Genomic DNA, 25,329 nt, shown 5'->3' on the forward strand with positions numbered 1-25,329 from the left:
CCGAGAGTTACTGCCAGATTTACTGCTTCAGATCGATGTCGCCGAACCAGAACGAGGTGTCCGGCTCAACGTACACGCCCGACAGGTTCTTCGACTTCACGTACAGGTTGTTCTGGGTCACCAGGAAGGCCCACGGGGCGTCCTTCCAGATGGTTTCCTGAACGTTCTTGTAGATCTCGGTCTTCTTGGCGCGGTCGGTCGTGGCCAGGGCTTGCTGGATGCCATCGTCCACCGACTTGTTCGAGTAGTACGAGACGTTGTTCAGCACCGGCGGGAACGCGGCGGTGGTCAGCAGCGGACGCAGGCCCCAGTCGGCTTCGCCGGTCGAGGACGACCAGCCGGCGTAGTACATGCGGACCTTGGCGTCTTCAGGCTTCTGCACCTGTTGGACGCGCTGCACGCGCTGGCCCGATTCCAGCACTTCGACGGACACCTTGATGCCGACTTGCGCCAATTGCTGCTGCAGGAACTGCACCACCTTCACCGAGGTGCCGTCGTTATAGGCGGACCACAGCTGGCTTTCGAAGCCGTTGGGGTAGCCGGCTTCGGCCAGCAGGGCCTTGGCCTTCTTGATGTCGTACGGCCACGGGCCGGTCTTGTGCGCGTAGTCCACGCCTTGCGGCACGACGCCGTCGACGATGGTGGCATAGCCCGAGAAAGCGACCTTGGCCAGGGCTTCCTTGTTGATGGCGTAGTTGATGGCTTCACGCACCTTGACGTTGTCGAACGGCTTTTGCTGCGTGTTCATCGACAGGTAGCGCGCCATGATCGAGTTGTGGTGATCGACCACGTCCAGCTTGTCGTTCTTCTTCAGCACGGCGGCCTGCTCGAACGGCACCGGGAAGGCGAACTGCGCTTCACCCGTCTGCACCACGGCGGCGCGGGTGTTGTTGTCCGTCACGGTACGGAAGGTCAGGGTGTCGACCTTGGGGTAGCCCTTCTTCCAGTAGCCGTCGAACTTCTTGACCTTCAGGTATTCGGCCGGCTTCCATTCGACGAATTCGAAGGGACCGGTGCCCACGGGGTGGAAGCCGATTTCCTTGCCGTACTTGGCCAGCGCGGCGGGCGAGATCATCATGGCAGCCGGGTGGGCCAGCGCGTTGATGAAGGCCGAGAACGGCTTCTTCAGCGTGATCTTGACGGTCATCGGGTCGACCACTTCGGTCTTGTCGATGACGCTGAACTGGATGTAGCGCGACAGGCGGTTGTCCGGATTGGCCGGGCGGTCGAAGTTGATCTTGACGGCTTCGGCGTTGAAATCGGTGCCGTCATGGAACTTCACGCCAGGACGCAGCTTGAAGGTGTAGACCAGGCCGTCTTCGCTGACGGTGTAGTCGGTGGCCAGGACCTTCTGGACCTTCAGGTCCTTGTCGAACTCGAACAGGCCTTCGTAGTAGGCCTTGCCGGCCGCCTGGTTCAGCGTGCTGTTGGTGTTGTACGGATCGAGCGTTTCCAGCGCGATGGAGACGGCGAACGTCACGTCCTTGGCGGCATGCGCCAGCGGCGACGCGATCACGCCGAAGGCCAGCGCAGCGGCGGCCATCAGTTTGGTGGGGCGCAGAACTTTCATCATTGCAACTCCTGGTTCCAAAAAGGAATTAGGGGGTTTGGTGGAAGAAAAACAAGTACGACAACTGACTCAATACGCTCCGCCGACCGGATGCCGGGCGACGAAGTGATCCGTTCCGACCTGCACCAGCGGCTGCACCACGGGCTCGTCGCCGAGCTTGCGGATGGGGCTGGGGATTTCGTCGGACAACAGCGTGCGCTTCATGTGGCGGCGGGCCGGATCGGCGATCGGCACGGCGGACATCAGCTTCTTGGTGTAAGGGTGCTGCGGATTCTCGAAAATGGCGCGGCGCGGCCCGATCTCCACGATCTGGCCCAGGTACATGACGGCGACGCGGTGGCTGACGCGCTCGACCACGGCCATGTCATGCGAAATGAACAGGAAGGAAATGCCCATGTCGCGCTGCAGGTCGATCAGCAGGTTCACGATCTGCGCCTGGATCGACACGTCCAGCGCCGACACGGATTCGTCCGCGATCACGACCTTGGGATTCAAAGCCAGGGCGCGCGCAATGCAGATGCGCTGGCGCTGGCCGCCCGAGAATTCGTGCGGATAGCGCTGCGCCATTTCGGCGGGAAGGCCGACGCGCTCAAGCAGCTCGGCCACGCGGCGCTCGGCATCGCGACCCTTGGCCACGCCGTGCACCAGCAGCGGCTCCATGATGGAAAAGCCGACCGTCACGCGCGGATCCAGCGAGGCGAACGGGTCCTGGAACACGAACTGGATGTCGCGGCGCAGGGATTGCAGTTCGGTGTTCTTCAGGCGCACGATGTCGCGGCCGCCGAAGCGGATCTCGCCGCCCTGGCTGTCGACCAGGCGCAACAGCGAGCGGCCGGTGGTGGACTTGCCGCAACCGGACTCGCCCACCAGCGACAGCGTTTCGCCGGGGAACAGGTCGAAGCTGACCTGCTCCACCGCATGCACGCGGCGCTGCACGCGGCTCATGATGCCGCCGCGCAGATCGAAGCGGGTGACCAGCTTGCGCACGCTCAGGATAGGCTCGCGCTTGGCGTCCGGCGCGGTGGGCGCGCTGACCGGAGCTGCCTCGGGCTGGGCCTGGCCTTCGGCCTGCAGCAGCGGGAAACGCGCGGGCAGGTCCGTGCCCTGCATGGCGCCCAGCTTCGGCACGGCCGACAGCAGCGCCTTGGTGTAGCGGTGCTGCGGCGAGGCGAACACCTGCTCGGACGGGCCTTCCTCGACCTTGTCGCCGCGGTACATGACCAGCACGCGGTCGGCCACTTCGGCGACCACGCCCATGTCGTGGGTGATGAACACCACGCCCATGTGCATTTCTTCCTGCAGCTGGCGGATGAGCTGCAGGATCTGCGCCTGGATGGTGACGTCCAGCGCGGTGGTGGGTTCGTCGGCGATCAGCAGCGCCGGCTTGCAGGCCAGCGCCATCGCGATCATCACGCGCTGGCGCATGCCGCCCGACAGTTGGTGCGGGTAGCGGTCCAGCACCGACTTGGCTTCCGGAATGCGGACCTGTTCCAGCATGCGCAGCGCCTCGGCGCGCGCGGCCGCGGCGTCCTTGCCCTGGTGCTGGCGGATCGATTCGGCGATCTGGTCGCCGGCGGTGAAGACCGGGTTCAGGGAGGTCATCGGCTCCTGGAAGATCATGGCCATGTCCGCGCCGCGCACGCTGCGCATTTCGCGTTGGCTGGATCCGACCAGGTCGATCACGGAACCGTTGCGCCGCCGCAGGGCCATGCTGCCCTGGGCGATGCGCCCGCCGCCGTGCTCCACCAGACGCATGAGCGCCAGGGACGTCACCGATTTGCCCGAACCCGATTCGCCCACGATGGCCAGGGTCTCGCCCCGGTCCACATGGAACGACAGATTGCGCACGGCTTCGACCGTGCGCTCCGATCCCACGAAGCGCACTGTCAGGTCGTCGACCTGGACCACGCGGTTTTCCGGCAGCGCCAGGCTGTTTGCGCGATCAACCATCTCTTTTGATTCCCCAAATACTGAAAAAACGAACCCGCCGCCGCTTATCGGTAGATAGCGGTGACCGGCTTCTCGCCGACGCGGGCGTAACCCCGATACATGCCTTCCGTGTTGAACGGCAAGGCCACATTGCCCTGGGCGTCGACGGCCACCAGGCCGCCCTTGCCATCGATGGTGGGCAGCTTTTCATGCACGACGCGGTCGGCGGCCGCTTCCAGCGACGCGCCGCAATATTCCATCTGCGCCGCCACGTCATAGGCGGCGACCATGCGGATGAACATTTCGCCGGTGCCCGTGGTGGACACCGCGCAGGTCTTGTTGCTGGCATAGGTGCCGGCGCCGATCAGCGGCGCGTCGCCCACGCGGCCGACCTGCTTGTTGGTGATGCCGCCGGTCGAAGTGGCCGCGGCCAGGTTGCCCTGGGCGTCCACCGCCACCGCGCCCACGGTGCCGAACTTCTTGTCCGAGTCCAGCGGATCGGCCGGTGCGGGCTGGCCGCGCGCGACCAGCGCCTGGCCGTCATGGTCCAGCACCGCCGCTTCCGGCGTTTCGCGCTGCACGCGCAGCAGCTGTTCGCGGCGGGCTTCGGTGGAGAAGTAGGAGGGATCGACCAGTTCCACGCCTTCTTCCTTGGCGAAGGCTTCGGCGCCCTCGCCCACGAAGAACACGTGCTTGCTGTTTTCCATGACCTTGCGCGCGGCGAAGATCGGGTTGCGCACGCGGTGCACGCCGGCGATCGCGCCCGAGCGCAGCGTGGCGCCGTCCATGATGGCGGCGTCCAGTTCGTGGGTGGCGGCGCTGGTGAACACTGCGCCATGGCCGGCGTTGAACAGCGGACAGTCTTCCAGCAGGCGGACGGCTTCGGTCACGGCGTCCAGGGCGCTGCCGCCACGGGCCAGCACGGCCTGGCCGGCGGTCAGGATGGATTCCAGCGCGCTCAGGTACTCCTGTTCTTTCTCGGGCGACATGGCCGCGCGGGACATCGCGCCGGCGCCACCGTGAATCGCAATCACGGGTTGAATCATCGTTTACCTACTCCATGGATGAGCCACGGCATCACGGACTGGGTCACCCCAGCGGCGGCCGCGACGGAATTCTTGGCCCGATAGGCCACCGCGGCCGACAGGGCTTCGATCAGCCCCAGCGCAGCGGTTTCGGAATTGGGAATCAGCTGGCGCGCGGAATACGCATACAGCAGGACGGAAGCCGTGGGCGCCAATGGCGAGGTGGGCTTGTCGGTCAGCACCAGCACCGGCACGCCGGCCTGCTTGGCGGCGCCGGCCAACGTCACCGTGTCGGCCAGGTAGCGGGGAAAGCCGATGGCGATCACCAGGTCCTTGGACGTCATGCGCGCCATCTGGCGCGCCGCGTGCGACACGCCGCCGGGACCGGCCAGCGATTCGACGGAATGCAGATGCATGCACAGGCCGCGCTGCAGGAGGCCGGCCAGGAAGCCGCTGGCGCCGAAACCGATGATGAAAACGCGGTCGGCGGCCAGGATGGCCTCCACTGCCTGCTCGCAGGCGGCGGCGTCCAGCGACTGCAGGTTGCGCTGGGCATTGCGGATGTCTTCTTCCAGCGTGGCGGCGAAGATCTGCACGGCGCTGGCGGAATGCGCCAGCTCTGTGCGCAGCTTTTCCACTGGCTCCAGCGCCGCCTCGAAGCCGCGCGCGAGTTCGGCGCGGAACTGCGGATAGCCCGGCAGGTCCAGGGCGCGCGCGAAGCGGTTGGCCGTCGCCACCGACACTCCCACCGCCGCGGCGAACTCATCGATGGTCATGGTGGCGGCGCGGAACTGGTGCGCCAGCACGTACTCGGCCATCTTGTGCTGAGTACGGCTCAGCGCGGGCTGGGCCCGGGCGATCCGGTCAGCAATCGTGAGTGCGGCCTTGGTCATCGAGGGGGGAGATGTAGCGGGAGTTTATGTAAATCTGTTTACAAACAAATTTTAGAGAAGAAAATAGATTTTCATACTAAGGGTATACCCGTGAAAACATGTAACAGTGCATCGAATAAAACGGGGTCGGTTTGAGGTACGCTAAGGCCCGCCCTAATGGCCCCCACCCCGCCACACCGGATTGACGCTATGCCCGATTGGATCTGCAAGCCGCACCAGGAACTGACCGTGACCGAGATCTACGCGATCCTGCGGTTGCGCACGGAAGTCTTTGTCATTGAACAGAATTGCATCTTCCAGGACATGGATGGCAAGGATCTGATCGGGCAGACCTCGCACCTGATGGCCTGGCAGGACGGCAAGCTCGCCGCCTATTGCCGCATCCTGGATCCGTCGCTGAAGGACGGCCAGATCGAGATCGGACGCGTCATCACCGCCCCCTGGACCCGCGGCCAGGGCCTGGGCCACGAGCTGATCCGCCACGCGATGCAGGAAGTACGCCTGCGCTGGCCCGGCCGCGCCATGTACCTGGGCGCGCAGGCCCGACTGCGCAACTACTACGGCGGCCACGGCTTCGTGCAGGTCACCGAGGAGTACATCGAGGACGGCATCCCGCATGTGGGGATGCGGCTCGACGAAACGGCATAAAAAAACGCCCCGGAGGGGCGTTTTTCATGGGTGCGGCGCAAGGATTACTTGACTGCCGACACGTCCAGCTTGGCCTGGGTCTTGGACTTGATCTCGTCCACCGTCACGCCCGGCGCCGTTTCCAGCAGCTTGAGGCCGTTTTCGGTGACTTCCATCACGCCCAGGTCGGTGATGATCAGGTCGACCACCCCCACGCCCGTCAGCGGCAGGTTGCATTCGGACAGCAGCTTGATGTCCTCGGTGCCGTCCTTTTTCTTGGCCACGTGCTCCATCAGGACCACGACGCGGCCCACGCCCGCCACCAGGTCCATGGCGCCGCCCATGCCCTTGACCATCTTGCCCGGGATCATCCAGTTGGCCAGGTCGCCCTTTTCGGACACCTGCATGGCGCCAAGAATGGCCAGGTTGATCTTGCCGCCGCGGATCATCGCGAACGAATCCGCCGACGAGAAGATCGAGGAGCCGGGCAAGGTCGTGACCGTCTGCTTGCCTGCGTTGATGAGGTCGGCGTCGACTTCATCGTCGGTGGGGAACGGGCCGATGCCCAGCAGGCCGTTCTCGGATTGCAGCCACACTTCCATGCCCTTGGGCACGTGGTTGGCCACCAGGGTCGGCAAGCCGATGCCCAGGTTCACATAAAAGCCGTCTTGCAGCTCGCGCGCGGCGCGTGCCGCCATTTCATCGCGGGACCATGCCATGTCTGTTCTCCTTAGGCCGGGCGAGTGGTGCGTTGTTCGATGCGCTTTTCGGGCGTTGCATTCAGCACGATCCGATGCACATAGATGCCGGGCAGATGGATCTGATCGGGATCCAGGCTGCCGGTGTCAACGATTTCCTCGACTTCGACCACCGTGAACTTGCCCGCCATGGCGACGTTCGGATTGAAGTTGCGGGCGGTCTTGCGGAACACCAGGTTGCCGCTGCGGTCGGCGATGTGCGCCTTGACCAGCGACACGTCCGGCACCAGCGAACGCTCCATCACGTACTGCTGGCCATCGAACTCGCGGATTTCCTTGCCGTCGGCGACGATGGTGCCCACGCCGGTGCGGGTGAAGAAGGCCGGGATGCCGGCGCCGCCGGCGCGCAGCTTCTCGGCCAGCGTGCCCTGGGGAGTGAACTCCAGCTCGAGTTCGCCGGACAGGTACTGGCGCTCGAATTCCTTGTTCTCGCCCACGTAGGACGCAATCATCTTGCGGACCTGGCGCGTATTGAGCAGCTGGCCCAGGCCGAAGCCGTCGACGCCCGCGTTATTGCTGATGCAAGTGAGATCCTTCACGCCCGAATCGCGCAGCGCGGCGATCAGTGCCTCGGGAATGCCGCAAAGGCCGAAACCGCCCACGGCAATCATCTGGCCGTCCTTGACGATGCCTGCCAGCGCCTCCTGGGCGCTTGCAAAAACCTTGTCCATCGCTCCAACTCCTAGTTAAGGTCGAACTTGAAGAGGGCGCGGCTGCCGACGCCGGTCCCAGCAACACCGTACGGAGTCCTGTGCGGCTGGCGCCTAGGGTGGCGCGCCCTTATTGCTTTTTTGATTTTGCGCTGATTTTACCGGCATGGCCGGCCAACGCACGCGCTATTTTGGCCGGCGCCGATTCAAGCCCCGGGCTTGAACATGGCGCCCAGCTTGGACAGCACCTCTTGCGGCCACGGGGCGGACGCATTGACCACATAGTCCATCCAGACTAGCACGTTGCGCGCGCGGGCATACGGACCGCCTTCGTCGCCCGCCTTCTCCAGCAGCAATTCGAATTCGGCGCTGGACCGGCCTATGCGCATGAGCTTGTGCGTCACGAGCACATTGGCGGGATAGGTCAGCGGCCGCAGAAAATCGCAGGACGCATGCGCCAGGATGAGCCCCTGATCTGCGGGGAGCGCGAAACCCGCGCCATAGAGTATCTGTATCCGGGCCTCTTCCATGAGGCGGAAATACATCGCATTGTTCAGATGATTCAGAGCGTCCGAGTCGCCCCACCGCAAAGGCAGTTCGACTTGATGGATATCTCCCACGGCCAGGATCCGCGCTGAGGTTTTGTCCGCGTTCACCAATTACTCCTGATGGCTAAAAGAAATACGAAGGCAACCATGGCCTCCGCCTGCAATACAATCGCCGATAATACTTCCAGCCATATATGGAATACATACGGGGAGCTTTGCAATGTCTGAACGCGAGTCGATGGAATATGACGTGGTCGTGGTTGGCGGTGGACCCGCCGGCCTGGCCACTGCTATCCGTCTTAAGCAGTTGGCCGCTGAGAAGAATCAGGAAATCGGCGTCTGCGTACTTGAAAAGGGCGCGGAACTGGGTGCACACATCCTGTCCGGCGCCGTCATGGACCCGCTGGCGCTGACCGAGCTCATCCCCGACTGGAAGGAAAAAGGCGCGCCCCTGAACGTGCCCGTCACGCATGACAAGTTCATGTTCCTGTCCGAGACCGGCGCGCGCACCACGCCCAACTGGCTGCTGCCGCCCTGTTTCCACAACGAAGGCAACTACATCGTCCGTCTGGGCGATGTCGTGAAGTGGATGGGCGAGCAGGCCGAGGCCCTGGGCGTGGACATCTTCCCGGGCTTCGCAGCCGTGGAAGTGCTGTACGACGAAAACGGCGCGGTCCGCGGCGTGGCCACCGGCGACATGGGCGTGGCCCGCGACGGTTCGCACACCGACCATTACCAGCCCGGCATGGAGCTGCACGCCCGCTACACCGTGTTCGCCGAAGGCGCGCGCGGCCAGCTGGGCCGCCAGCTGATCGAACGCTACAAGCTGGACGACGGCCGCAATCCTCAGTCCTACGGCATCGGCATCAAGGAAATGTGGGAAGTCGATCCGGCCCAATCCAAGCCCGGCCTGGTGATCCACACCGCCGGCTGGCCGCTGGACGCCGACACCTACGGCGGCTCCTTCCTCTATCACCTGGACAACAACCTGGTGGCGGTGGGCATGATCGTGGGCCTGGACTACGCCAACCCCTGGTTGTCGCCGTTCGACGAATTCCAGCGCTACAAGACGCACCCCGCCATCCGCGGCACCTTTGAAGGCGGCAAGCGCATCGCCTACGGCGCGCGCGCCATCACCGCGGGCGGCCTGCTGGCCCTGCCCAAGCTGACTTTCCCGGGCGGCGTGCTGGTCGGCTGCGAAGCCGGTTTCCTCAACGCCTCGCGCATCAAGGGCAGCCACGCCGCCATCAAGTCCGGCAAGCTGGCCGCCGAAGCCGCGTTCGACGCGCTGGTCGCTGACCGCCGCCAGGACGAGCTGGCCGCCTACCCCGCGGCCTTCGAGTCTTCCTGGCTGCATGCAGAACTGAACAAGGCGCGCAACTTCAAGCAGTGGTTCAAGAAGGGCCGCACCATCGCCACCGTGATGACCGGCGTCGAACAGCTGCTGCTCAAGGGCAAGATGCCCTGGACCCTGCGCCACAACAAGCCCGACCACGCCTGTCTGCAACCCGCATCGCAATGCGCGCGCATCGACTACCCCAAGCCCGACGGCAAACTGACCTTCGACAAGCTCAGCTCGGTGTTCATCTCGAACACCAACCATGACGAGAACGAACCCGTCCACCTGACGCTGAAGGATCCGTCCGTGCCAGTGCAGGTCAACCTGGCCAAGTATGGCGGCCCGGAATCGCGCTACTGCCCGGCGGGCGTGTACGAATTCGTCAAGGGCGACCACGGCGAGGACCGCCTGCAGATCAACGCGCAGAACTGCGTGCACTGCAAGACCTGCGACATCAAGGACCCGACCCAGAACATCGTCTGGGTGGCCCCGCAAGGCGGCGAAGGGCCCGTGTACAGCGGCATGTAACGCTACCGGACGCCCGCGCCCGGCCACCGAAGGCGCCCCGCGGGGCGCTTTTTTTTTCGACAGGCAGAACTCTCCATGACCGAACGCGTACTCCTTATCGGCTGCGGCGACCTGGGTCAGCGCGCGGCCCGGCGTTTCCTGGCGCGCGGCGACGAAGTCTACGCGCTGCGCCGCAATCCACCGGTCGGGGATGCGGACGGCATCCGCTGGCTGCGGGGCGACATCTCCCGCGCCGACGGGCTGCCCGCCCTGCCCCCGGGTGTCACGCGGCTCATCCACCTGCCCGCGCCCGGCGCGCGCGAAGCCGCCGCCTACCGCGCGGTGTTCGTCGATGGCCTGAAACACGTGCTGGACGCGCTGGACGCCACACCGCTCAAGCGAGTCGTGTTCATCTCGTCCAGCGCGGTCTACGGCGAACACGAAGGCGGCTGGGTCGACGAAGACACGCCGCCCGCGCCGCTGGGCGTCAATGGCCGCATCCTGCTCGAGGCCGAAGCCGCGCTGGCGGCCCGCGGCCTGCCCTCGACCGCCTTGCGCCTGGCGGGCCTCTACGGCCCCGGACGCCTGCACTTGATCGAACGCCTGCGCCAAGGCGCGGCAGGCGCGCCGACCGCTCCCGAACACTGGGCCAACCGCATCCACATCGACGACGCGGCGGGGGCCGTGGTCCATCTGGCGCTGCTGCCCGACGTCGCGCCTGTCTACATAGGCTGCGACGATACGCCGCTGCCCCTGCACGAGCTCTATGCCGACCTCGCCAGGCTGATCGGCGCCCCCGCGCCGCGCGAGGCGCCGGCGCCGGCCAACGTCGGCAGCAAGAAGCTGAGCAACGCTCGCCTGCGCGCCAGCGGCTTCACCCTGCAATGGCCGGACTCGCGGCTCGGCTATGCCGCGCTGCTGGCGGCGGCAGGCAACCCGGACGCGCCGCAGGCATAGTTCGCCGCGCATCGAATCGTGGCCGTCAAGGCTGGCGGATACTGGCGGCCGTATCCATTACCGGCCATCGCCATGCATCCTGCCCATCCCCTGCAGGCGGTCACTCACCCCGACCCCTACCCGTACTACGCCGCGCTGGCGCGCGAGCGGCCGCTGTATCGCGAGGCGGCGCTGGACCTGTGGGTGGCCAGCCATCCGGACGCGATAGCGGCCATCATGCAGCATCCGGCCGCGCGCGTGCGCCCGGCCGCGGAGCCCGTGCCCAAGGCGCTGTGTCCAGGCCCGGCGGGCGAACTCTTCGGCCGCTTCGTGCGCATGAACGACAGCGCAACGCACACGCAGGTGAAGGCCCTGCTGAGCGCCTACCTCCGCGAACAATCGGCGCGGCCCTGTACGCCCGCGTGTCCCGATCCCGGCCCCCTGGACGCCGCCGCCGTCGACCGTTACCTGAGCGCCGCGCCGGTGCATGCGCAAGCCGCCTTCCTGGGGCTGCCGCCTGACCTGTATGCAGATTGCGCCGCCGATATTGCGGCGTTCCTGTCCGCGCTGCCCGCCGCCGCAGCGGCGGATCGCATCGAAGCGGGACACGCCGCAGCGCAGCGCCTGCAGACACGCCTGGAATCGCATCTGCAAGCCCCCGACGCCGCGCCGGCCCTGCGCCGGCTGCGCGAAGACGGCGCGCGGGCGGAGATAGCGCCCGCGGTGCTGGCCGCCAACCTGGCCGGCCTGCTGTTCCAGTCCTGCGAGGCGGGCGCCGGCCTGCTGGGCAACGCCATCGTCCTGGCCGGACAGCGCGGCCTGCGCGCGGATCTCACGGACGCTGCGGCGCTGGCCCTGGTGGACGACGTGGAACGCAGCGACCCGCCGTTGCACAACACGCGGCGCTTTCTCGCCGCGGGCATGGACGTCTGCGGCTTGCGCATCGAAGCCGGCCAGACCGTGCTGCTGGTGCTGGCCGCGGCTGCCACGGTGCAACCCGAGGCGCACTGGACTTTCGGCGCTTTCGGGCATGCCTGCCCGGGCCGCCTTCCGGCCCGCCTGCATGCGGCGGGCGCGCTCACTCGCCTGCTGCGCGCAGGCCTGGATGCCGCCGCGCTGGCGGCCCGTTTCCGTTACCGGCCGCTGCCCAACGCGCGCGTGCCGCAGTTTGATTTTTCCGAGGAACAAGCACCATGATCGCAGTGATATTCGAAGTCGAACCCGCCCACGGCAACCCCGATCCCTATCTGCACATCGCCGCCAGCCTGATCGACGAGCTGAAGGCCATTGACGGCTTCGTCTCGGTCGAACGCTTCCAGAGCCTGAGCGATCCGGGCAAGCTGCTGTCGCTGTCGTTCTGGCGCGATGAAGCGGCGGTCCAGCGCTGGCGCACGCTGGAGTCGCACCGCCGGGCCCAGGAAGCCGGGCGCGGCGGCGTCTTCGCCAATTACCGCCTGCGCGTGGCGCAGGTGCTGCGCGACTACGGCATGAACCAGCGCGACGCTGCGCCCGTCGACAGCCGCGAGCGGCACGGCTGAGGCCCCGCCTCAGGCCCCGGCCGCGGCTGCCGCCAGCGCCACCCGGTGGGTCGCGCCCGATTCGAGTACCGCCGTCATTGCGGGCAGGCCCGGCGCGGACGAGGGATCGAAGTAATCGGCCTCGTCGCGGCCCGGGCCCGCCAGCAGGTCGCGCACTTCCACGCGAAAGCCCTCGGTCCGGTTGCCGCGCAGTTCCGGCACCGCCTGCAACAGGCGGCGCGTGTAGGGATGCGTGGGCCGGTCGAACACTTCGTCGCGCGTGCCTTCTTCGACGATATGGCCGCGCAACATCACCACCACGCGGTCGGCGATCTGCTCGACCACGCCCAGGTCATGCGAGATCAGCAGGCAGGCAAAGCCGTGTGAACGCTGCAGCGACATCAGAGTCTCCAGCACCTGCTTCTGCACGGTGACGTCCAGCGCCGACACTGGCTCGTCCGCGATGATGACCTCGGGCCGCAGCACCAGCGCCCGCGCGATGGCCACGCGCTGGCGCTGGCCGCCGGACAGCTCGTGCGCATAGCGCTCGGCGTAGTCCTCGCCCAGGCCCACGTCCCGCAACGCGTCGGCCACGCGCTTGCGGCGGATGTCCGCCGTCATGCCGGCTTCCAGCCGCAGGCCCTCCCCCACCAGGTCGCCGATGGTCATGCGCGGATCCAGCGATGAATAGGGATCCTGGAACACCATCTGCACCCGCCGGCGCGCCGCCTGCCACGACTGCCCCGAACCGCCCGCGGGCAAGGCCTGGCCGTCCAGTTCGATGCGCCCCTGCGCCTGCGGCACCAGCCCCAGGATGGACATCATGACCGTGGTCTTGCCGCTGCCCGATTCACCGACGATGGCCAGCGTTTCCCCCGGCGCCACCGCGAACGTCGCGCGGTGCACGGCGCGCACCGCGCGCTTGCGGAACCAGCCCTCGCGGACCGAGTAGTCGATCGCCAATCCGTCCACCTGCAGGATGGGCGCCGCTTCGACGGCAGGCCGGGCCGGACCGCGCTTGGGCAACGCGTCCAGCAGGCTGAGCGTGTACGGATCCGCCGGCCGCGACAGCACCTCGGCCACCGGCCCGGTCTCGACCGCCCGGCCGCGGCACATCACCAGCACGCGCTGCGTGTACGCGGCCACCAGGGCCAGGTTGTGGCTGATGAAGATCAGCGCCGTGCCCTGCTCGCGCGTCAGTTCGCACATCAGGTCCAGCACTTCCTTCTGCACCACGCAGTCCAGCGCGGTGGTGGGTTCGTCCGCGATCAGGAGGCGCGGCTTGAGCAGCATCACGCCCGCCAGCAGAATGCGCTGGCGCATGCCGCCGGAGAATTCATGCGGATAGCGCTTCATGCAATCCTGCGCGTCGCGCACGCGCACGCGCACCCGCTCCAGCATCCGGACGGCTTCGTCCCAGGCCTCGCGGCGCGCCATGCCACGGCGCAGAACCAGCGCCTCGATCAGTTGTTCGCCCACGCGGAACGCCGGGTTGAGCGACACCATCGGCTCCTGGAACACCATGCCGATGCCGGTGCCGCGCTTCGCCAGCCAGTCGCGCGGCGCCTGCTGCAACAGGTCCTGGCCTTCGAACAGCGCCTGTCCGCCGGTGATGCGCGCCGAATCGGGCAACAGGCCCAGCAGCGTCTTGCCGATCAGCGTCTTGCCGCTGCCGGACTCACCGACGATGGACAGCGATTCGCCTGCGTGCAGATCGAATGACACCCGGTTCACCACCGGCGCGGCGTCGCGCTTGCCCGGAAAGCGGATCTCCAGGTCGCGCACGGACAGCAAGGGTTGCGCAGCGCTCATGCCATCACCCCCCGCATGCGCGGATCCAGCAGATCGCGCACCGCATCGCCCAGCAGATTGATGCCCAGCAGGCTCAACGAAATCATGGCGCCCGGAAACACCGCCAGCCAGATGGCCTGGTCCATGGCGTTGCGGCTTTCGGACAGCATGCCGCCCCAGGTGGCCAGCGGCGGCGGCACGCCCAGGCCCAGGAAGCTCAGCGCGCTTTCCGCCAGCAGGGCGGAACCGAAGATCGAGGTCGCGAAGATCAGCAACGGCGGCAGGCAGTTGGGCAGTACGTGGCGGAACACGGTCCACAGGCCGCCATGGCCGGTGGCGCGCGAGGCAATGACGAAATCGCGCTGGCGCAGGGACAGCGCCGCGCCGCGCGCGATGCGCGACACCGACGGCGAATACGCCAGGCCCAGCGCCAGCACCACGCCCCATTTGGACGGCCCCAGCACGGTCATGATCCCGAGCGCGAGCAGGAGGCCCGGAAACGCCATCAGCGATTCCACCAGCACGGTGATGCCGCGATCGACCCAGCCGCCCGCATAGCCGGCCGTGACGCCTATCGTCGTGCCCAAGAGCAGCGCCAGCAGCACGGAAAACACGCTGACCGCCACGCTGACCCCGGCGCCCGCCATCAGCCGCGACAGCACGTCGCGGCCGAATTCATCGGTGCCCAGCCAGTACTCCGCCGACGGCGGCGAAAAGCGCGCCAGCAGATCGCCTTCCAGCGGATCGTGCGGCGTGTACACCAGCCCGACCAGGGCCAGCAGCACGACGCCCCCGACCAGCGCGCCGCCCAGGACGGCATTGGTATGTTTAAAGCCCATGATGATCCTATTGAAGCTTCACGCGCGGGTCGAACAGCGGATACAGCAGATCCACCACCAGGTTGACCGCCACGTACAAGAGCGCGATGAACAGCAGGCAGCCCTGCACCACGGGGTAGTCCCGCGCATAGATGCTTTCCACCAGCAGCCGCCCGATGCCCGGCAGCGTGAACACGGTCTCGATCACCGCGGCGCCCGACAGCAGATGGCCCAGCATCAGGCCGATCACCGTCAAGGTGGGGCCGAACGAATTGGGCAGCACATGGCGCAGCATGACGCGCTTTTCCGGCAGGCCCTTGGCGCGCGCATGCGCCACGTATTCCAGCCGCAGCGTCTCGATGGTGCTGGCGCGCATCATGCGCGTGATGGCCGCGATTTCCGTCAGCACGATGGCGCAGACCGGTAGCACCAGATACCGAGCAGCGCCCAGTCCGCCCTGGGCGATGGATTCGAAGCCATACACCGGCAACCAGTTCAGCTTCACGCCGAACAGCCAGATCAGCAGGATGCCGACCCAGAAGCTGGGCATGGACACGAACAGGATCGAGGTCGACACGATGGCGGTGTCGGCGCGGCGGTTCTGGCGCCAGGCGGCCACCATGCCGGCGGGCACCGCCACCAGGCAGGCCAGCAGCGTGGCGGTCAGCACCACCTGGGCCGTCACCGCAAAATGCGTCAGCACCAGATGCATCACGGGTTCGCGCCGCGCGATGGACATGCCCAGGTCGCCCTGCAGCGCGTTGCCCACCCAGATCAGGAACTGCTCGCCTACAGGACGGTCCAGCCCTAGCGCGTGGCGCATTTCCGCCAGCAGCGCAGGGTTGTCGATATCGCCCAGCATCAGCGAGGCCGGGTCCCCGGGGATCGCGCGTATCAGCGCGAACACGAGCACCGTGACGACGATCACGGTGGGCACCGACGCCGCGATGCGCTTGAGTAGATAGCCCAGCACGGCGCCTCAGTTCTTGGTCACGTTGAAGAAACGCGGCTTGCGCAGCGGCCAGCCGGTAAAGCCCTGCAGCTTGCTGGAGACGACCACATAGCCGGGCTTGTTGTAGTACATCAGCAGCGGCGTGTCGCGCAGCATCAGGGCATGCAGCTTGTCGAAGGCCTGCTTACGCACGGCAGGATCCGATTCGGCTTCTATGCCTTCCAGGATGGCCGCGGCCTCCGGACTTTCCCACTGGGCCATGGGCGTTTTGGACTTATCGCCGATCACGTCGCGGAACATCAGCGCCGGCTCCGTGCGCGCGGAATACGCGAATGCCATCAGCTGGAACTTGCCTTCGCGGAAGTTGGTCACCTGGGTGCCCCATTCCAGCATGTCCAGCTCGGCCTTGATGCCGGCCTTGCCCAACAGCTGCTGCGTCACCACCGCGACGCGGTACAGGTAGGGATAGCGCTTGTTGGCCTGCAGCTTCAGGGGCTCGCCGCGGTAGCCGGCGGCATCGAGCAGGCGCTTGACCTCTTTCAGGTTCTTCTCGTAGCCGGCGCGGTCGGCCTCGGAGTAGTAGACGCTGGCCGCGGGCACCAGGGACGGGTTATAGGCCGCCTGGCCGTTATTCAAAGCCTTGGCGATGCCGGGAAAGTCCAGCGCCAGCGCGATGGCGCGGCGCATGTTCACATCCGACAGCAACGGCGCGCGCGTCTGCATCAGCAGGTTGACGGTGTCCAGGCCCTGCTCGGTGACGATGTTCCAGCGCGGGTCCTTGGCCGGCAGATTGTCTTCGTCCGCGTTGTAGGCGTCGACCTGCCCCGCCATGAGCGCCGCCTTCTGCGCGGCCGCATCCGGAATCACCACGAAGCGCACATTGGCCCGCGCCACTTTCTTGCCGGCCATGCCGCTGGGCGCTTCCTCGCGCGGCTTGTAGCCGGCGTACGGCGTCAGCAGCAGGTACTGTTCCTTCTTCCATTCCGCCAGCACGTAAGGACCGGTGCCGATGGGCCTGGCCCACTTGCCGTCGGCGTCGACGCTCTTGGCGCTCAGCACCGGCATCGGGCACTGCACGCTGGCCATCTGGTCCAGGAACAGCGCGTAGGGCTGCTCCAGCCTGAACACCACGGTGGCCGGATCGGGCGTCTCCACCGCCACGACCTTGGCGCCCTTGCTGCCGTCGTAGAGGTTCTTGCAGGAGTACTCGGACTGGGCGCCGTTGAGGTAGTCGTAGGTCCATTTGACGTCGGCCGAGGTCATGGGCGTGCCGTCATGGAAGGTGACGCCCTGGCGCAGCTTGAAGGTATAGGCGCGCTTGTCGTCGGACAGCGTCCAGCTGTCGGCCAGCATGGGGGCCACGCTCATGTCGGCGCGCAGCGCCACCAGGGACTCCACCACGTGCGCCAGCACGTTGTCGGTGGAAGTGTTGCGGGACCGCCCGCCGGGCAGCGTGGTCGGCGTGCCCGACCCTTCGGCGTAGCGGATTTCTGGCGCGGCGGCCTGCGCCCGCACGGCGGCGGGCAGAGCGGCCACGGCGGCGGCCAGCGCGGCGGACAACAGCAGCGCGTTCTTGGCGCGCGTAGCATGCGAATTCATAGGGATCACTCCAGGCGCGGCGCTCGCCGCATACGGGTCTGGGGGCCGGCTCAGAAGAGCCGGTACTCCGCGAAGTTGCGTCCTTCGTAGGGCTTGCGCGCGATCCACATCACGCCGCTGGCCGGCTCCATCAAGGTGGTGGCCACCGTGGCCGAGATGCTGTCGAAACTGGCCGGCTTGGGCGAACGCAGCACGCCGTCGGGCGCGGCGAAGTCGTCGGCCAGGATGCGCTTGACCGTGTCCCAGTCGATGCCGCCCGTGGCGCGCGCCAGCATGTCCTGCACACGGCGCTGGCGGTAGATCGAATCCGGATTGGCCGCCAGCCCTTTGTCGAACAGCTTGGCGCGCGCGGGCGGGCTGATCCAGTGGTTGGCATGTACCAGCAGGCCGTCCTCGGGGGTGATCCAGAAGATTTCGTCGGGCGAGCACTCCAGGTCGACCGCCTCGCCCTGCGCCTGCGCCAGCATCAGGTTGTTGGAGCAAAAGCGGCGCGAGGCCCACAGCACCTTCATGGCGTTGCAGATGTTGCTGGCTTCCAGCATCTTGCGCCGCACCAGCACCAGCGGCACCTCGGCGGGGCGCTGATAGTCGTGTTCGCAAGACAGGAAATTGCCGGACAGGGAAACGCCCGCGCTGTTGAAACCGTGGCGCGCGAGGCTGCCGGCTTCCGTGAACACCAGCAGGTCGGGGCCGTCTTCGCGGCGCATGCGCAGCACGATGCCGGTGTCCACGCATTCCTCGCGCCAGTCCCAGTTATGGGCATGCATGAGCTTGCCGCCGGCGGCGGCCTCGGGCAGCACGACCAGGCCGGTGCAGCCATCGTCCAGCCCCTTGCGGGCGCGGCCCAGCTCGGCATGGCCGAACATCATTTCGGTGCGGCAGTTGATGACCACCACATCCTCCAGCGCCTGGCCCGATCCGTCGGCGATGCCGCGCAGCTCTTCCAGGTAGGCCGCGTCATAGTCGCCCACCACCGGCACCATGGCGGCGGCCAGTTCCTTCAAGCGGTCCGCGGCGACGCCGCGCCGCTCCAGCTGCCCGCGGTAGAGGGCCACGCTGCGCGCCACGCGCTCGGGGACGGCGGCGCCATGCTGGCGGCCCCGCTCGTATGGGCTGCCCTGTACATCGACCAGGGGGAAGGGGGTGGGCAAAGTCACGGCTCAAGGCTCCGGAGCAAGGTTCAAGACGGACAAATTTTGTACTAATATAAGAAAAAGTTCAATATAAGGGTTTCCCCGGAGCCACTATCGCGAACGCTGCGCGCGTAGCTCTCCGGTACCATTCCGACTCCGTCGCCCTTCGCGCCCATCCTTCATGTCCAACGCCGCTCCCGCCCGCCCCACTCCGCTGCAAGTCGACCTGGCGCGCCTTATCGCGGAAGACATCGTGGCCCGGCGCCATGCGCCCGGCGACCACCTGTCCGAGGAAACGTTGGCCGCGAGCTACGAGGTGTCGCGCACGCCCGTGCGCGGCGCGCTGAAGCTGCTGGCCGCGCAGGGCCTCATCACGCACCGCCCCAACAGCGGCTACACGGTAGCGGCGCATGCGGCGGCCGCGCCCCCCGCCATCGAGGGCGCCGGCCCCACCCAGGACGAGCTATACCGGCGCCTGATCGATGACCGCGCCTCGCGCGAGCTGCCGGAAACCTTTACCGAGCGCGACCTGCAACAGCGCTATCCAGCGCCGCGCAGCGTGCTGACCAAGACCTTGTTGCAGCTCTCCGCGGACGGCCTGATCGAGAAGCGCAAGGGCCATGGCTGGCAATTCGCGCCGTCGCTGGAAAACCGCGACGCGCTCAACGAGAGCTACCGCTTCCGCATGACGATCGAATGCGCCGGCCTGCTGGAACCCACGTTCCGCCTGGACCGCGAGGCGCTGGCCCGCATGCGCGCCGCGCATGAAGCGCTGGCCGCGCGCAGCGACGCCGACATCTCGGCCACCGAGTTCTTCAATCTCAACGCCTCGTTCCACGAAATGCTGGCCCGCTTCTCGGGCAACCGCTACATCCTGCAGGCGGTGCAGCAGCAGAACCAATTGCGCCGGCTGGAAGAGCATGCCGCGTTCTACCGCGACGCGCGCTTCATCAACTCCAGCAGCGAACACCTGCAGATCATCGACGCGCTCGAGGCCGGCGACCAGGAGTGGGCTTCGCAGCTCATGCGGCGCCACTTGAAGACCTCGCTGCAAGTGTCCTGACACCCTCTCCGCTTTCATTCATCCGCCAGCCCGCCGTCGCGGGCCCTCGGCACGCATGGCGTCCGCGTTGCGGCGTACCTTCGGGTCTTCTTGTATTGTATTTATCAATTGATTAATACAAAATAGAAAGCCCGAATATCTCTTCACGCCGGAACACCCATGCCATCGTCAGCGCCTCATCCCACTCCCGCCATCAACGCCGAAGCCTATTGGATGCCCTTCACCGCGAACCGCCGCTACAAGCGCGCGCCCGTGCTATTCAGCGCCGCCGAGGGCATGCACTACATCCGGCCGGACGGACGCCGCGTGCTGGACGGCATTGCGGGCCTGTGGTGCGTGAACGCCGGACACCGCCGCCCGGAAATCGTCGAGGCCATCGCCCGCACCGCCCATGAACTGGACTACGCGCCGTCGTTCCAGATGAGCCATCCCCTGGCCTTCGAGCTGGCCGAGTCCTTGCGCCAGGAAGCGCCCGCCGGGTTCTCCAACGTGTTTTTCTCGAACTCCGGATCCGAAGCGGTGGACACCGCGCTGAAGATCGCGCTGGGCTATCACCGCGCGCGCGGACAGGGCCAGCGCGTGCGCCTGATCGGGCGCGAGCGCTCGTACCACGGGGTGGGGTTCGGCGGCCTGTCGGTGTCGGGCATCGCCGGCCACCGCAAGCCTTTCGGCAATCTGCTGCCCTACGTGGACCACCTGCCGCACACCTATGACCGCAGCCAGATGGCCTACACGCGCGGCCAGCCGGACTGGGGCGCCCACCTGGCCGATACGCTGGAGCGCATCGTCGCGCTGCATGACGCCTCCACCATCGCGGCCGTCATCGTGGAGCCCGTGGCGGGCTCGACCGGCGTGCTGGTGCCGCCCAAGGGCTATCTGCAGAAGCTGCGGCAGATCTGCGACGCGCACGGCATCCTGCTGATCTTCGACGAAGTGATCTGCGCCTTCGGCCGCATCGATGGCGCGTTCGCCTCATCGCACTTCGGCGTCACGCCCGACATCATCACCAGCGCCAAGGGGCTGACCAACGGCGCCATCCCCATGGGCGCCACGCTGGTGCAGCAGCATGTCTACGATGCGTTCATGCAGGGGCCGGACAGCGCCATCGAGCTGTCGCATGGCTACACCTATTCCGGCCATCCCGTGGCTTGCGCCGCCGGCCTCGCGACCCTGGACATCTGCCGCCGCGAAGGCCTGTTCCAGCGCAGCCGCGAACTCTGGCGCTATTGGGAAGACGCGGCGCACAGCCTGAAGGGACTGCCGCACGTAGTGGACATCCGCAACATCGGCCTCCTGGCCGCCATCGAACTCGAACCGCTGGAAGGCAAGCCCGGCCAGCGGGCGTACGCCGTGCACCAGGCCTGCCTGGAACGCGGCTGCCTGATCCGTTCGGCGGGCGACACCATGCTGTTGTCGCCCCCGCTCATCATCGAGCGCGCGCAGATCGACGAATTGTTCTCGGTCTTGTCGGACGTGCTGCGCGCGGACGCCTGAGCGCCCGCCCCGCTTATGCCAGGTGCCGGGCCACCGCCTGGACCACCTGCCGCACGTCCGCGGCGGACACGTCCAGGTGCGTGACCAGGCGGGTCGGGCCGCCATACACAGCCCGCATCTGGATACCGTCAGCCGCCAGCTTGGCGGTGAGTTCATCGCAGCGCGCGGGCTCGAATTCCGCGAACACCATGTTGGTGTCCTGGCTCAATACCTTTACGCCCGGAATGGCGCGCAGCCCTTCTGCCAGCAGCCGGGCGTTCTCGTGGTCTTCGGCCAGGCGCTCCACGTTGTGCTCCAGCGCATACAGGCAGGCCGCGGCCAGCACGCCAGCCTGGCGCAAACCGCCGCCCAGCATCTTGCGCCAGCGGCGGGCGCGGGCGATGAGTTCGACGCTGCCGACCAGCACCGACCCCACGGGCGCGCCCAGGCCCTTGGAAAAACAGATGGACACCGTGTCGAAAGGCGCGCACAGGTCCGCCACCGGCTTGCCGCTGGCGACGGCCGCGTTGAACACGCGGGCGCCGTCCAGATGCGTCGCCAGGCCATGCTGGCGCGCCCAGTCGGTCGCGGCCTGCACGTAGCTGGCCGGAATCAGCTTTCCGTGGAAAGTATTCTCCAGCGCCAGCAAGCGGGTGCGGGCGAAATGCGCGTCGCCCTCGGGCTTGAGCGCCGCGGTCAACTTGTCCAGCGGCAAGGAGCCGTCCGCCGCATGTTCTATGGGCTGCGGCTGGATGCTGCCCAGCACGGCCGCCCCGCCCCCTTCGTACTTATAGGTGTGCGCAAGCTGGCCCACCAGGTACTCGTCGCCGCGCTCGCAATGGGCCATCAGAGCCCCCAGATTGCTTTGCGTGCCAGAGGGGAAAAACAGCCCGGCCGCCTTGCCCGTGCGCTCGGCAACCGCCTCCTGCAGGCGGATCACGGTCGGGTCATCGCCCATCACGTCATCGCCCAGGGGCGCGCAGACCATGGCCTGCAACATGGCTGCGGATGGCCGGGTGACTGTGTCGCTACGCAGATCGATCATGGAAAATCCCAGGATAGGAAAAGGAATATGGAAAGCGCTTATTCGGCGCGCGCCGCCGGCGCCGCGCGGCTCACTACCCAGATGCCGGCCAGGATCAGCGCCATGCCGCCCAGCTCAGCCGCGGTAGGCTGCTCGGACAGCAGCGCCCAGGCGAACAGCATGGCCACGACTGGCACGCCCAGGCTGGACAGGCCTGCGATCGACGCCGGCACCAGTCGCACCACCAGCAGCCACAACAACCAGCCCGCGGCGGTCGCGATCAGCACGATGTAGGCCATGCCGGCCCAGAGCTGCCAGCCCCACTGGGCCGGCATCTGCGGCACCAGAAAGGCGACCGGCGTCATGACCAGTCCGCCCAGCAGCATCTGCCAGGCGGTGAATGTCATCACATCGGGCGCGTGCCGCTCGAACATGCGCTTGGACAGCACGGTGCCCACGCCCCAGCACAGGCCGCTGCCCAGCCCCAGCAACACGGGCCGGATATCGCCCAGGCCGTTCCAGGGTTCGACGAAGCAGACCAGCCCGATGGCGGCCAGCGCAATGCCCACCCCATGCCGCGCCGTGGGACGTTCGCCCAGCAGCCACCACGCGAAGAGGATCACCCAGAACGGCATCGTGTACGCCATGAGCGAGACCTTGCCCACGCCGCCCGACACCAGCGCCGTCTGTACAAAACCCTGGAATCCGGCCGTCTGCGTCAGGCCGATCAGCAATGTCAGCTTCCAGGGCGGCATCGCCAGCGGCCGCCGCATCGCGATGGCCAGCGCGAACAGCACCAGGCCGCCCGAAACGTAGCGCAGCGCCACGAAGTCGAAGGGACCGATGTAGGGAACGATCAGTTTCATCGCGATCCAGCTGCCCGCCCAGACCAGGATGGTGCTGAACATCAGGGCTAGCCCTGCTCGATCGAAACTGCTGCGGCTCACTGGCACGGCTCCGTGGGAAAAAATTCTCGGCGCGAAAAAGCAAATACGCCCGTACCGGCGGTTCCGATACGGGCGTATGACATTATGCGCCTGCCTTGCCTCCCGCGGAGGCTGCAGGCGGGCCGTTCCCGTCCATCAAGTGGACGGGAAGGATCACAGCGACTTGGCCAACTGATCCAGGATGGCCGGATTCTCCAGCGTGGAAACGTCCTGCGTGATTTCCTCGCCCTTGGCGACCACGCGCAACAGGCGGCGCATGATCTTGCCCGAGCGGGTCTTGGGCAGGTTGTCGCCGAAGCGGATGTCCTTGGGCTTGGCGATGGGGCCGATTTCCTTGGCCACCCAGTCGCGCAGCACCTTGGCGATGGCTTGCGCCTCTTCGCCTTCCGGACGCGAACGCTTGAGCACCACGAAGGCCACCACGGCTTCGCCCGTCGTGTCGTCCGGACGGCCCACCACCGCGGCTTCCGCCACCAGTTCGTGCGCCACCAGCGCGGACTCGACTTCCATCGTGCCCAGGCGGTGGCCGGACACGTTCAGCACGTCGTCGATGCGGCCCATGATCCAGAAATAGCCGTCGGCATCGCGCTGCGCGCCGTCGCCGGCCAGGTAGTAGCCGCGCAGTTCCGAGGGGAAGTAGCTCTTCTTGAATCGCTCCGGGTCACCCCAGATGTTGCGGATCATGGCGGGCCACGGACGCTTGATGACCAGGAAGCCGCCATTGCCCTGCTCCACGTCGCCGCCGGTCTCGTCGACGATGGCGGCGGCGATGCCCGGCAGCGGCAAGGTGCAGGAACCCGGCTTGGTCGGCGTGGCGCCAGGCAGCGGCGTGATCATGTGGCCGCCGGTCTCGGTCTGCCACCACGTGTCCACGATGGGGCAACGTTCGCGGCCGATGTTCTTGTGGTACCACATCCAGGCTTCGGGATTGATGGGCTCGCCCACCGTGCCGATGATGCGCAGGCTGTCCAGGTCGTAGTTCTGCGGATGCGCTTCGGGCGCGGCCTCGGCGGCCTTGATCAGCGAGCGGATCGCGGTGGGCGCGGTGTAGAAGGTGGTTACCTTGTGGCGCGCGATCATGTCCCAGAAGCGGCCGGCGTTGGGATAGGTCGGCACGCCTTCGAACACCACCTGCGTCAGGCCGGCGGCCAGCGGACCGTAGGTGATGTAGGTGTGGCCAGTGACCCAGCCCACGTCGGCCGTGCACCAGTACACGTCGTCCTTGCGGGCGTCGAAGGTCCACTTCACCGTCAGCAGCGCCCACAGCAGGTAGCCCGCCGAGGAATGCTGCACGCCCTTGGGCTTGCCGGTGGAGCCGGAGGTATAGAGGATGAAGAGCGGATGCTCGGCGTTGACCGGCACGGGTTCGCAGGTGTCGGGCTGGCCGGCTTCGACGTCGTGCATCCAGAGGTCGCGGCCTTCGTTCCATTGCACCTTGCCGCCGGTGCGGCGGTACACGATGACCTTGCTCACGGCCTCGCAGCCGCCCATGGTGAAGGCTTCTTCGACCGCGGGCTTCAGCGGTATGGTCTTGCCGCCGCGCACCTGCTCGTCGGCGGTGATGACCAGGGACGCGCCCACGTCCATGATGCGCTCCTGCAGGCTCTTGGCCGAGAAGCCGCCGAACACCACCGAGTGCGTCACGCCCAGGCGCGCGCAGGCCTGCATGGCCACCACGGCTTCGATCGACATGGGCATGTAGATGATGGCGCGGTCGCCCTTCTTGTAGCCCAGCGCCTTCATGCCGTTGGCGAAGCGGCAGACGCGCGCCAGCAGTTCACGGTAGCTGACCTTGTTGACCTTGCCGTCGTCGGTTTCAAAGATGATGGCGGTCTTGTCGGCATTGCCGTTGGTCAGGTGCACGTCCAGACAGTTGGCCGACACGTTCAATTCGCCATCGCCGAACCAGCGGTAGAACGGCGCGTCCGATTCGTCCAGGACCTGCGTGAACGGCTTGGTCCACTGCAGGTTGTCGCGCGCCTGCCCGGCCCAGAATCCGTCGAAATCGTTTTCGACCTGCGCGCACAGCGCGTTGTAGGCCTCCATGCTGGGAATCGCGGCGCCTTCTGCTGCGCGCTCGGGCGGCGGGAACACCCGGGTTTCCACCAGTACGGACTCAATAGCGTTCGACATGATCTTTGTCTCCAATCGGTAATTCTGTTTGTTTGTGCCGCTTGTTCATTACCCAACCGCAACCGTATCGCCGCGCTCTTACGGGCACCTTACGCAA

The 25,329-nt window shown here is 66.7% G+C and carries 22 protein-coding genes; 7 read left to right on the plus strand and 15 right to left on the minus strand.

Going from position 1 to position 25,329, the window contains the following annotated elements:
- Positions 1–19: 19 nt before the first annotated feature.
- From gsiB to AC1RHV_RS21755, 4 genes are all read right to left on the minus strand, one after another.
- Positions 20–1,573 carry a glutathione ABC transporter substrate-binding protein GsiB gene (gene gsiB, locus AC1RHV_RS21740; protein WP_054450705.1) on the minus strand — a complete coding sequence of 518 codons (1,554 nt, stop codon included), beginning with the start codon at positions 1,571–1,573 and terminating at the stop codon, positions 20–22.
- A gap of 66 nt (positions 1,574–1,639) precedes the next feature.
- Complete coding sequence (locus tag AC1RHV_RS21745; protein WP_492301952.1) at positions 1,640–3,520, minus strand: dipeptide ABC transporter ATP-binding protein; 1,881 nt, start codon at positions 3,518–3,520, stop codon at positions 1,640–1,642.
- 44 nt (positions 3,521–3,564) lie between these two features.
- Positions 3,565–4,545 carry an isoaspartyl peptidase/L-asparaginase family protein gene (locus AC1RHV_RS21750; protein ID WP_054450701.1) on the minus strand — a complete coding sequence of 327 codons (981 nt, stop codon included), beginning with the start codon at positions 4,543–4,545 and terminating at the stop codon, positions 3,565–3,567.
- A complete protein-coding gene (locus AC1RHV_RS21755; RefSeq protein ID WP_054450699.1) occupies positions 4,542–5,417 on the minus strand; it encodes a MurR/RpiR family transcriptional regulator in 876 nt (291 codons plus the stop codon). The genes AC1RHV_RS21750 and AC1RHV_RS21755 overlap by 4 nt, the downstream gene beginning before the upstream one ends.
- 189 nt (positions 5,418–5,606) lie before the next feature.
- Between AC1RHV_RS21755 and AC1RHV_RS21760 the strand changes: the two genes are divergently transcribed.
- Positions 5,607–6,065 carry a GNAT family N-acetyltransferase gene (locus AC1RHV_RS21760; RefSeq protein WP_054450697.1) on the plus strand — a complete coding sequence of 153 codons (459 nt, stop codon included), beginning with the start codon at positions 5,607–5,609 and terminating at the stop codon, positions 6,063–6,065.
- Positions 6,066–6,109: 44 nt separating this feature from the next.
- Here the strand turns inward: AC1RHV_RS21760 and AC1RHV_RS21765 are convergent, their stop codons facing one another.
- From AC1RHV_RS21765 to AC1RHV_RS21775, 3 genes are all read right to left on the minus strand, one after another.
- Positions 6,110–6,763: a CoA transferase subunit B gene (locus AC1RHV_RS21765; RefSeq protein WP_054450695.1), complete on the minus strand. Its 654-nt coding sequence runs from the start codon at positions 6,761–6,763 to the stop codon at positions 6,110–6,112.
- 11 nt (positions 6,764–6,774) lie between these two features.
- On the minus strand, positions 6,775–7,473 hold the full coding sequence (locus AC1RHV_RS21770; RefSeq protein ID WP_025137174.1) for a CoA transferase subunit A: 699 nt from the start codon (positions 7,471–7,473) through the stop codon (positions 6,775–6,777).
- A 185-nt stretch (positions 7,474–7,658) separates the two neighbouring features.
- Positions 7,659–8,108, minus strand: coding sequence for an acyl-CoA thioesterase (locus AC1RHV_RS21775; RefSeq protein WP_054450693.1), 450 nt, complete (start codon positions 8,106–8,108; stop codon positions 7,659–7,661).
- A gap of 112 nt (positions 8,109–8,220) precedes the next feature.
- On the opposite strand from AC1RHV_RS21775, the gene AC1RHV_RS21780 reads away from it, so the two are divergent.
- The 4 genes from AC1RHV_RS21780 (at position 8,221) to AC1RHV_RS21795 (ending at position 12,320) form a co-directional block, all read left to right on the plus strand.
- On the plus strand, positions 8,221–9,867 hold the full coding sequence (locus tag AC1RHV_RS21780; protein WP_492301955.1) for an electron transfer flavoprotein-ubiquinone oxidoreductase: 1,647 nt from the start codon (positions 8,221–8,223) through the stop codon (positions 9,865–9,867).
- 75 nt (positions 9,868–9,942) lie between these two features.
- The gene (locus tag AC1RHV_RS21785; protein ID WP_492301956.1) at positions 9,943–10,803 is read left to right on the plus strand and encodes an NAD-dependent epimerase/dehydratase family protein; all 861 of its coding nucleotides are present in this window, start codon (positions 9,943–9,945) and stop codon (positions 10,801–10,803) included.
- Between the two features lie 72 nt (positions 10,804–10,875).
- Positions 10,876–11,979, plus strand: coding sequence for a cytochrome P450 family protein (locus tag AC1RHV_RS21790; RefSeq protein ID WP_492301958.1), 1,104 nt, complete (start codon positions 10,876–10,878; stop codon positions 11,977–11,979).
- A complete protein-coding gene (locus tag AC1RHV_RS21795) occupies positions 11,976–12,320 on the plus strand; it encodes an antibiotic biosynthesis monooxygenase family protein (protein ID WP_175213962.1) in 345 nt (114 codons plus the stop codon). The genes AC1RHV_RS21790 and AC1RHV_RS21795 overlap by 4 nt, the downstream gene beginning before the upstream one ends.
- A gap of 9 nt (positions 12,321–12,329) precedes the next feature.
- Here the strand turns inward: AC1RHV_RS21795 and AC1RHV_RS21800 are convergent, their stop codons facing one another.
- From AC1RHV_RS21800 to AC1RHV_RS21820, 5 genes are read right to left on the minus strand one after another with little or no spacing between them, the layout of a single operon-like run.
- Positions 12,330–14,111 (minus strand): dipeptide ABC transporter ATP-binding protein, encoded by a 1,782-nt coding sequence (locus AC1RHV_RS21800; protein WP_492301959.1) that lies wholly within the window; start codon positions 14,109–14,111, stop codon positions 12,330–12,332.
- Positions 14,108–14,929: an ABC transporter permease gene (locus AC1RHV_RS21805; RefSeq protein ID WP_054450682.1), complete on the minus strand. Its 822-nt coding sequence runs from the start codon at positions 14,927–14,929 to the stop codon at positions 14,108–14,110. Before AC1RHV_RS21805 ends, AC1RHV_RS21800 begins: the two co-directional genes overlap by 4 nt.
- A gap of 7 nt (positions 14,930–14,936) precedes the next feature.
- Complete coding sequence (locus AC1RHV_RS21810) at positions 14,937–15,881, minus strand: ABC transporter permease (RefSeq protein WP_013392266.1); 945 nt, start codon at positions 15,879–15,881, stop codon at positions 14,937–14,939.
- A gap of 6 nt (positions 15,882–15,887) precedes the next feature.
- A complete protein-coding gene (locus tag AC1RHV_RS21815) occupies positions 15,888–17,459 on the minus strand; it encodes an ABC transporter substrate-binding protein (RefSeq protein ID WP_054450680.1) in 1,572 nt (523 codons plus the stop codon).
- 50 nt (positions 17,460–17,509) lie between these two features.
- Positions 17,510–18,616 carry a C45 family autoproteolytic acyltransferase/hydrolase gene (locus tag AC1RHV_RS21820; RefSeq protein ID WP_054450679.1) on the minus strand — a complete coding sequence of 369 codons (1,107 nt, stop codon included), beginning with the start codon at positions 18,614–18,616 and terminating at the stop codon, positions 17,510–17,512.
- Positions 18,617–18,773: 157 nt separating this feature from the next.
- On the opposite strand from AC1RHV_RS21820, the gene AC1RHV_RS21825 reads away from it, so the two are divergent.
- A complete protein-coding gene (locus tag AC1RHV_RS21825) occupies positions 18,774–19,655 on the plus strand; it encodes a GntR family transcriptional regulator (protein ID WP_054450677.1) in 882 nt (293 codons plus the stop codon).
- A gap of 159 nt (positions 19,656–19,814) precedes the next feature.
- Positions 19,815–21,149 (plus strand): omega-aminotransferase AptA, encoded by a 1,335-nt coding sequence (aptA, locus tag AC1RHV_RS21830; protein WP_125472906.1) that lies wholly within the window; start codon positions 19,815–19,817, stop codon positions 21,147–21,149.
- A gap of 13 nt (positions 21,150–21,162) precedes the next feature.
- On the opposite strand, the gene ltaE is transcribed toward aptA, so the two are convergent.
- The 3 genes from ltaE to acs all read right to left on the minus strand — a co-directional run bounded on the left by ltaE (position 21,163) and on the right by acs (position 25,232).
- Positions 21,163–22,173: a low-specificity L-threonine aldolase gene (gene ltaE, locus AC1RHV_RS21835; protein ID WP_492301962.1), complete on the minus strand. Its 1,011-nt coding sequence runs from the start codon at positions 22,171–22,173 to the stop codon at positions 21,163–21,165.
- A gap of 38 nt (positions 22,174–22,211) precedes the next feature.
- Complete coding sequence (locus tag AC1RHV_RS21840) at positions 22,212–23,099, minus strand: DMT family transporter (RefSeq protein WP_119450963.1); 888 nt, start codon at positions 23,097–23,099, stop codon at positions 22,212–22,214.
- Positions 23,100–23,252: 153 nt separating this feature from the next.
- Complete coding sequence (gene acs / locus AC1RHV_RS21845; RefSeq protein ID WP_054450671.1) at positions 23,253–25,232, minus strand: acetate--CoA ligase; 1,980 nt, start codon at positions 25,230–25,232, stop codon at positions 23,253–23,255.
- Between the last annotated feature and the right edge of the window lie 97 nt (positions 25,233–25,329).

This window comes from Achromobacter sp. GW823-FHT04E03, assembly GCF_058796095.1.

Excerpts from the sequence above, each read along its gene's own strand:
- gsiB (WP_054450705.1), bottom strand. The coding sequence starts at position 1,573 with ATGATGAAAGTTCTGCGCCCCACCAAACTGATGGCCGCCGCTGCGCTG.
- AC1RHV_RS21745 (WP_492301952.1), bottom strand. The coding sequence starts at position 3,520 with ATGGTTGATCGCGCAAACAGCCTGGCGCTGCCGGAAAACCGCGTGGTC.
- AC1RHV_RS21750 (WP_054450701.1), bottom strand. The coding sequence starts at position 4,545 with ATGATTCAACCCGTGATTGCGATTCACGGTGGCGCCGGCGCGATGTCC.
- AC1RHV_RS21755 (WP_054450699.1), bottom strand. The coding sequence starts at position 5,417 with ATGACCAAGGCCGCACTCACGATTGCTGACCGGATCGCCCGGGCCCAG.
- AC1RHV_RS21760 (WP_054450697.1), top strand. The coding sequence starts at position 5,607 with ATGCCCGATTGGATCTGCAAGCCGCACCAGGAACTGACCGTGACCGAG.
- AC1RHV_RS21765 (WP_054450695.1), bottom strand. The coding sequence starts at position 6,763 with ATGGCATGGTCCCGCGATGAAATGGCGGCACGCGCCGCGCGCGAGCTG.
- AC1RHV_RS21770 (WP_025137174.1), bottom strand. The coding sequence starts at position 7,473 with ATGGACAAGGTTTTTGCAAGCGCCCAGGAGGCGCTGGCAGGCATCGTC.
- AC1RHV_RS21780 (WP_492301955.1), top strand. The coding sequence starts at position 8,221 with ATGTCTGAACGCGAGTCGATGGAATATGACGTGGTCGTGGTTGGCGGT.
- AC1RHV_RS21785 (WP_492301956.1), top strand. The coding sequence starts at position 9,943 with ATGACCGAACGCGTACTCCTTATCGGCTGCGGCGACCTGGGTCAGCGC.
- AC1RHV_RS21790 (WP_492301958.1), top strand. The coding sequence starts at position 10,876 with ATGCATCCTGCCCATCCCCTGCAGGCGGTCACTCACCCCGACCCCTAC.
- AC1RHV_RS21795 (WP_175213962.1), top strand. The coding sequence starts at position 11,976 with ATGATCGCAGTGATATTCGAAGTCGAACCCGCCCACGGCAACCCCGAT.
- AC1RHV_RS21800 (WP_492301959.1), bottom strand. The coding sequence starts at position 14,111 with ATGAGCGCTGCGCAACCCTTGCTGTCCGTGCGCGACCTGGAGATCCGC.
- AC1RHV_RS21805 (WP_054450682.1), bottom strand. The coding sequence starts at position 14,929 with ATGGGCTTTAAACATACCAATGCCGTCCTGGGCGGCGCGCTGGTCGGG.
- AC1RHV_RS21815 (WP_054450680.1), bottom strand. The coding sequence starts at position 17,459 with ATGAATTCGCATGCTACGCGCGCCAAGAACGCGCTGCTGTTGTCCGCC.
- AC1RHV_RS21825 (WP_054450677.1), top strand. The coding sequence starts at position 18,774 with ATGTCCAACGCCGCTCCCGCCCGCCCCACTCCGCTGCAAGTCGACCTG.
- aptA (WP_125472906.1), top strand. The coding sequence starts at position 19,815 with ATGCCATCGTCAGCGCCTCATCCCACTCCCGCCATCAACGCCGAAGCC.
- ltaE (WP_492301962.1), bottom strand. The coding sequence starts at position 22,173 with ATGATCGATCTGCGTAGCGACACAGTCACCCGGCCATCCGCAGCCATG.
- acs (WP_054450671.1), bottom strand. The coding sequence starts at position 25,232 with ATGTCGAACGCTATTGAGTCCGTACTGGTGGAAACCCGGGTGTTCCCG.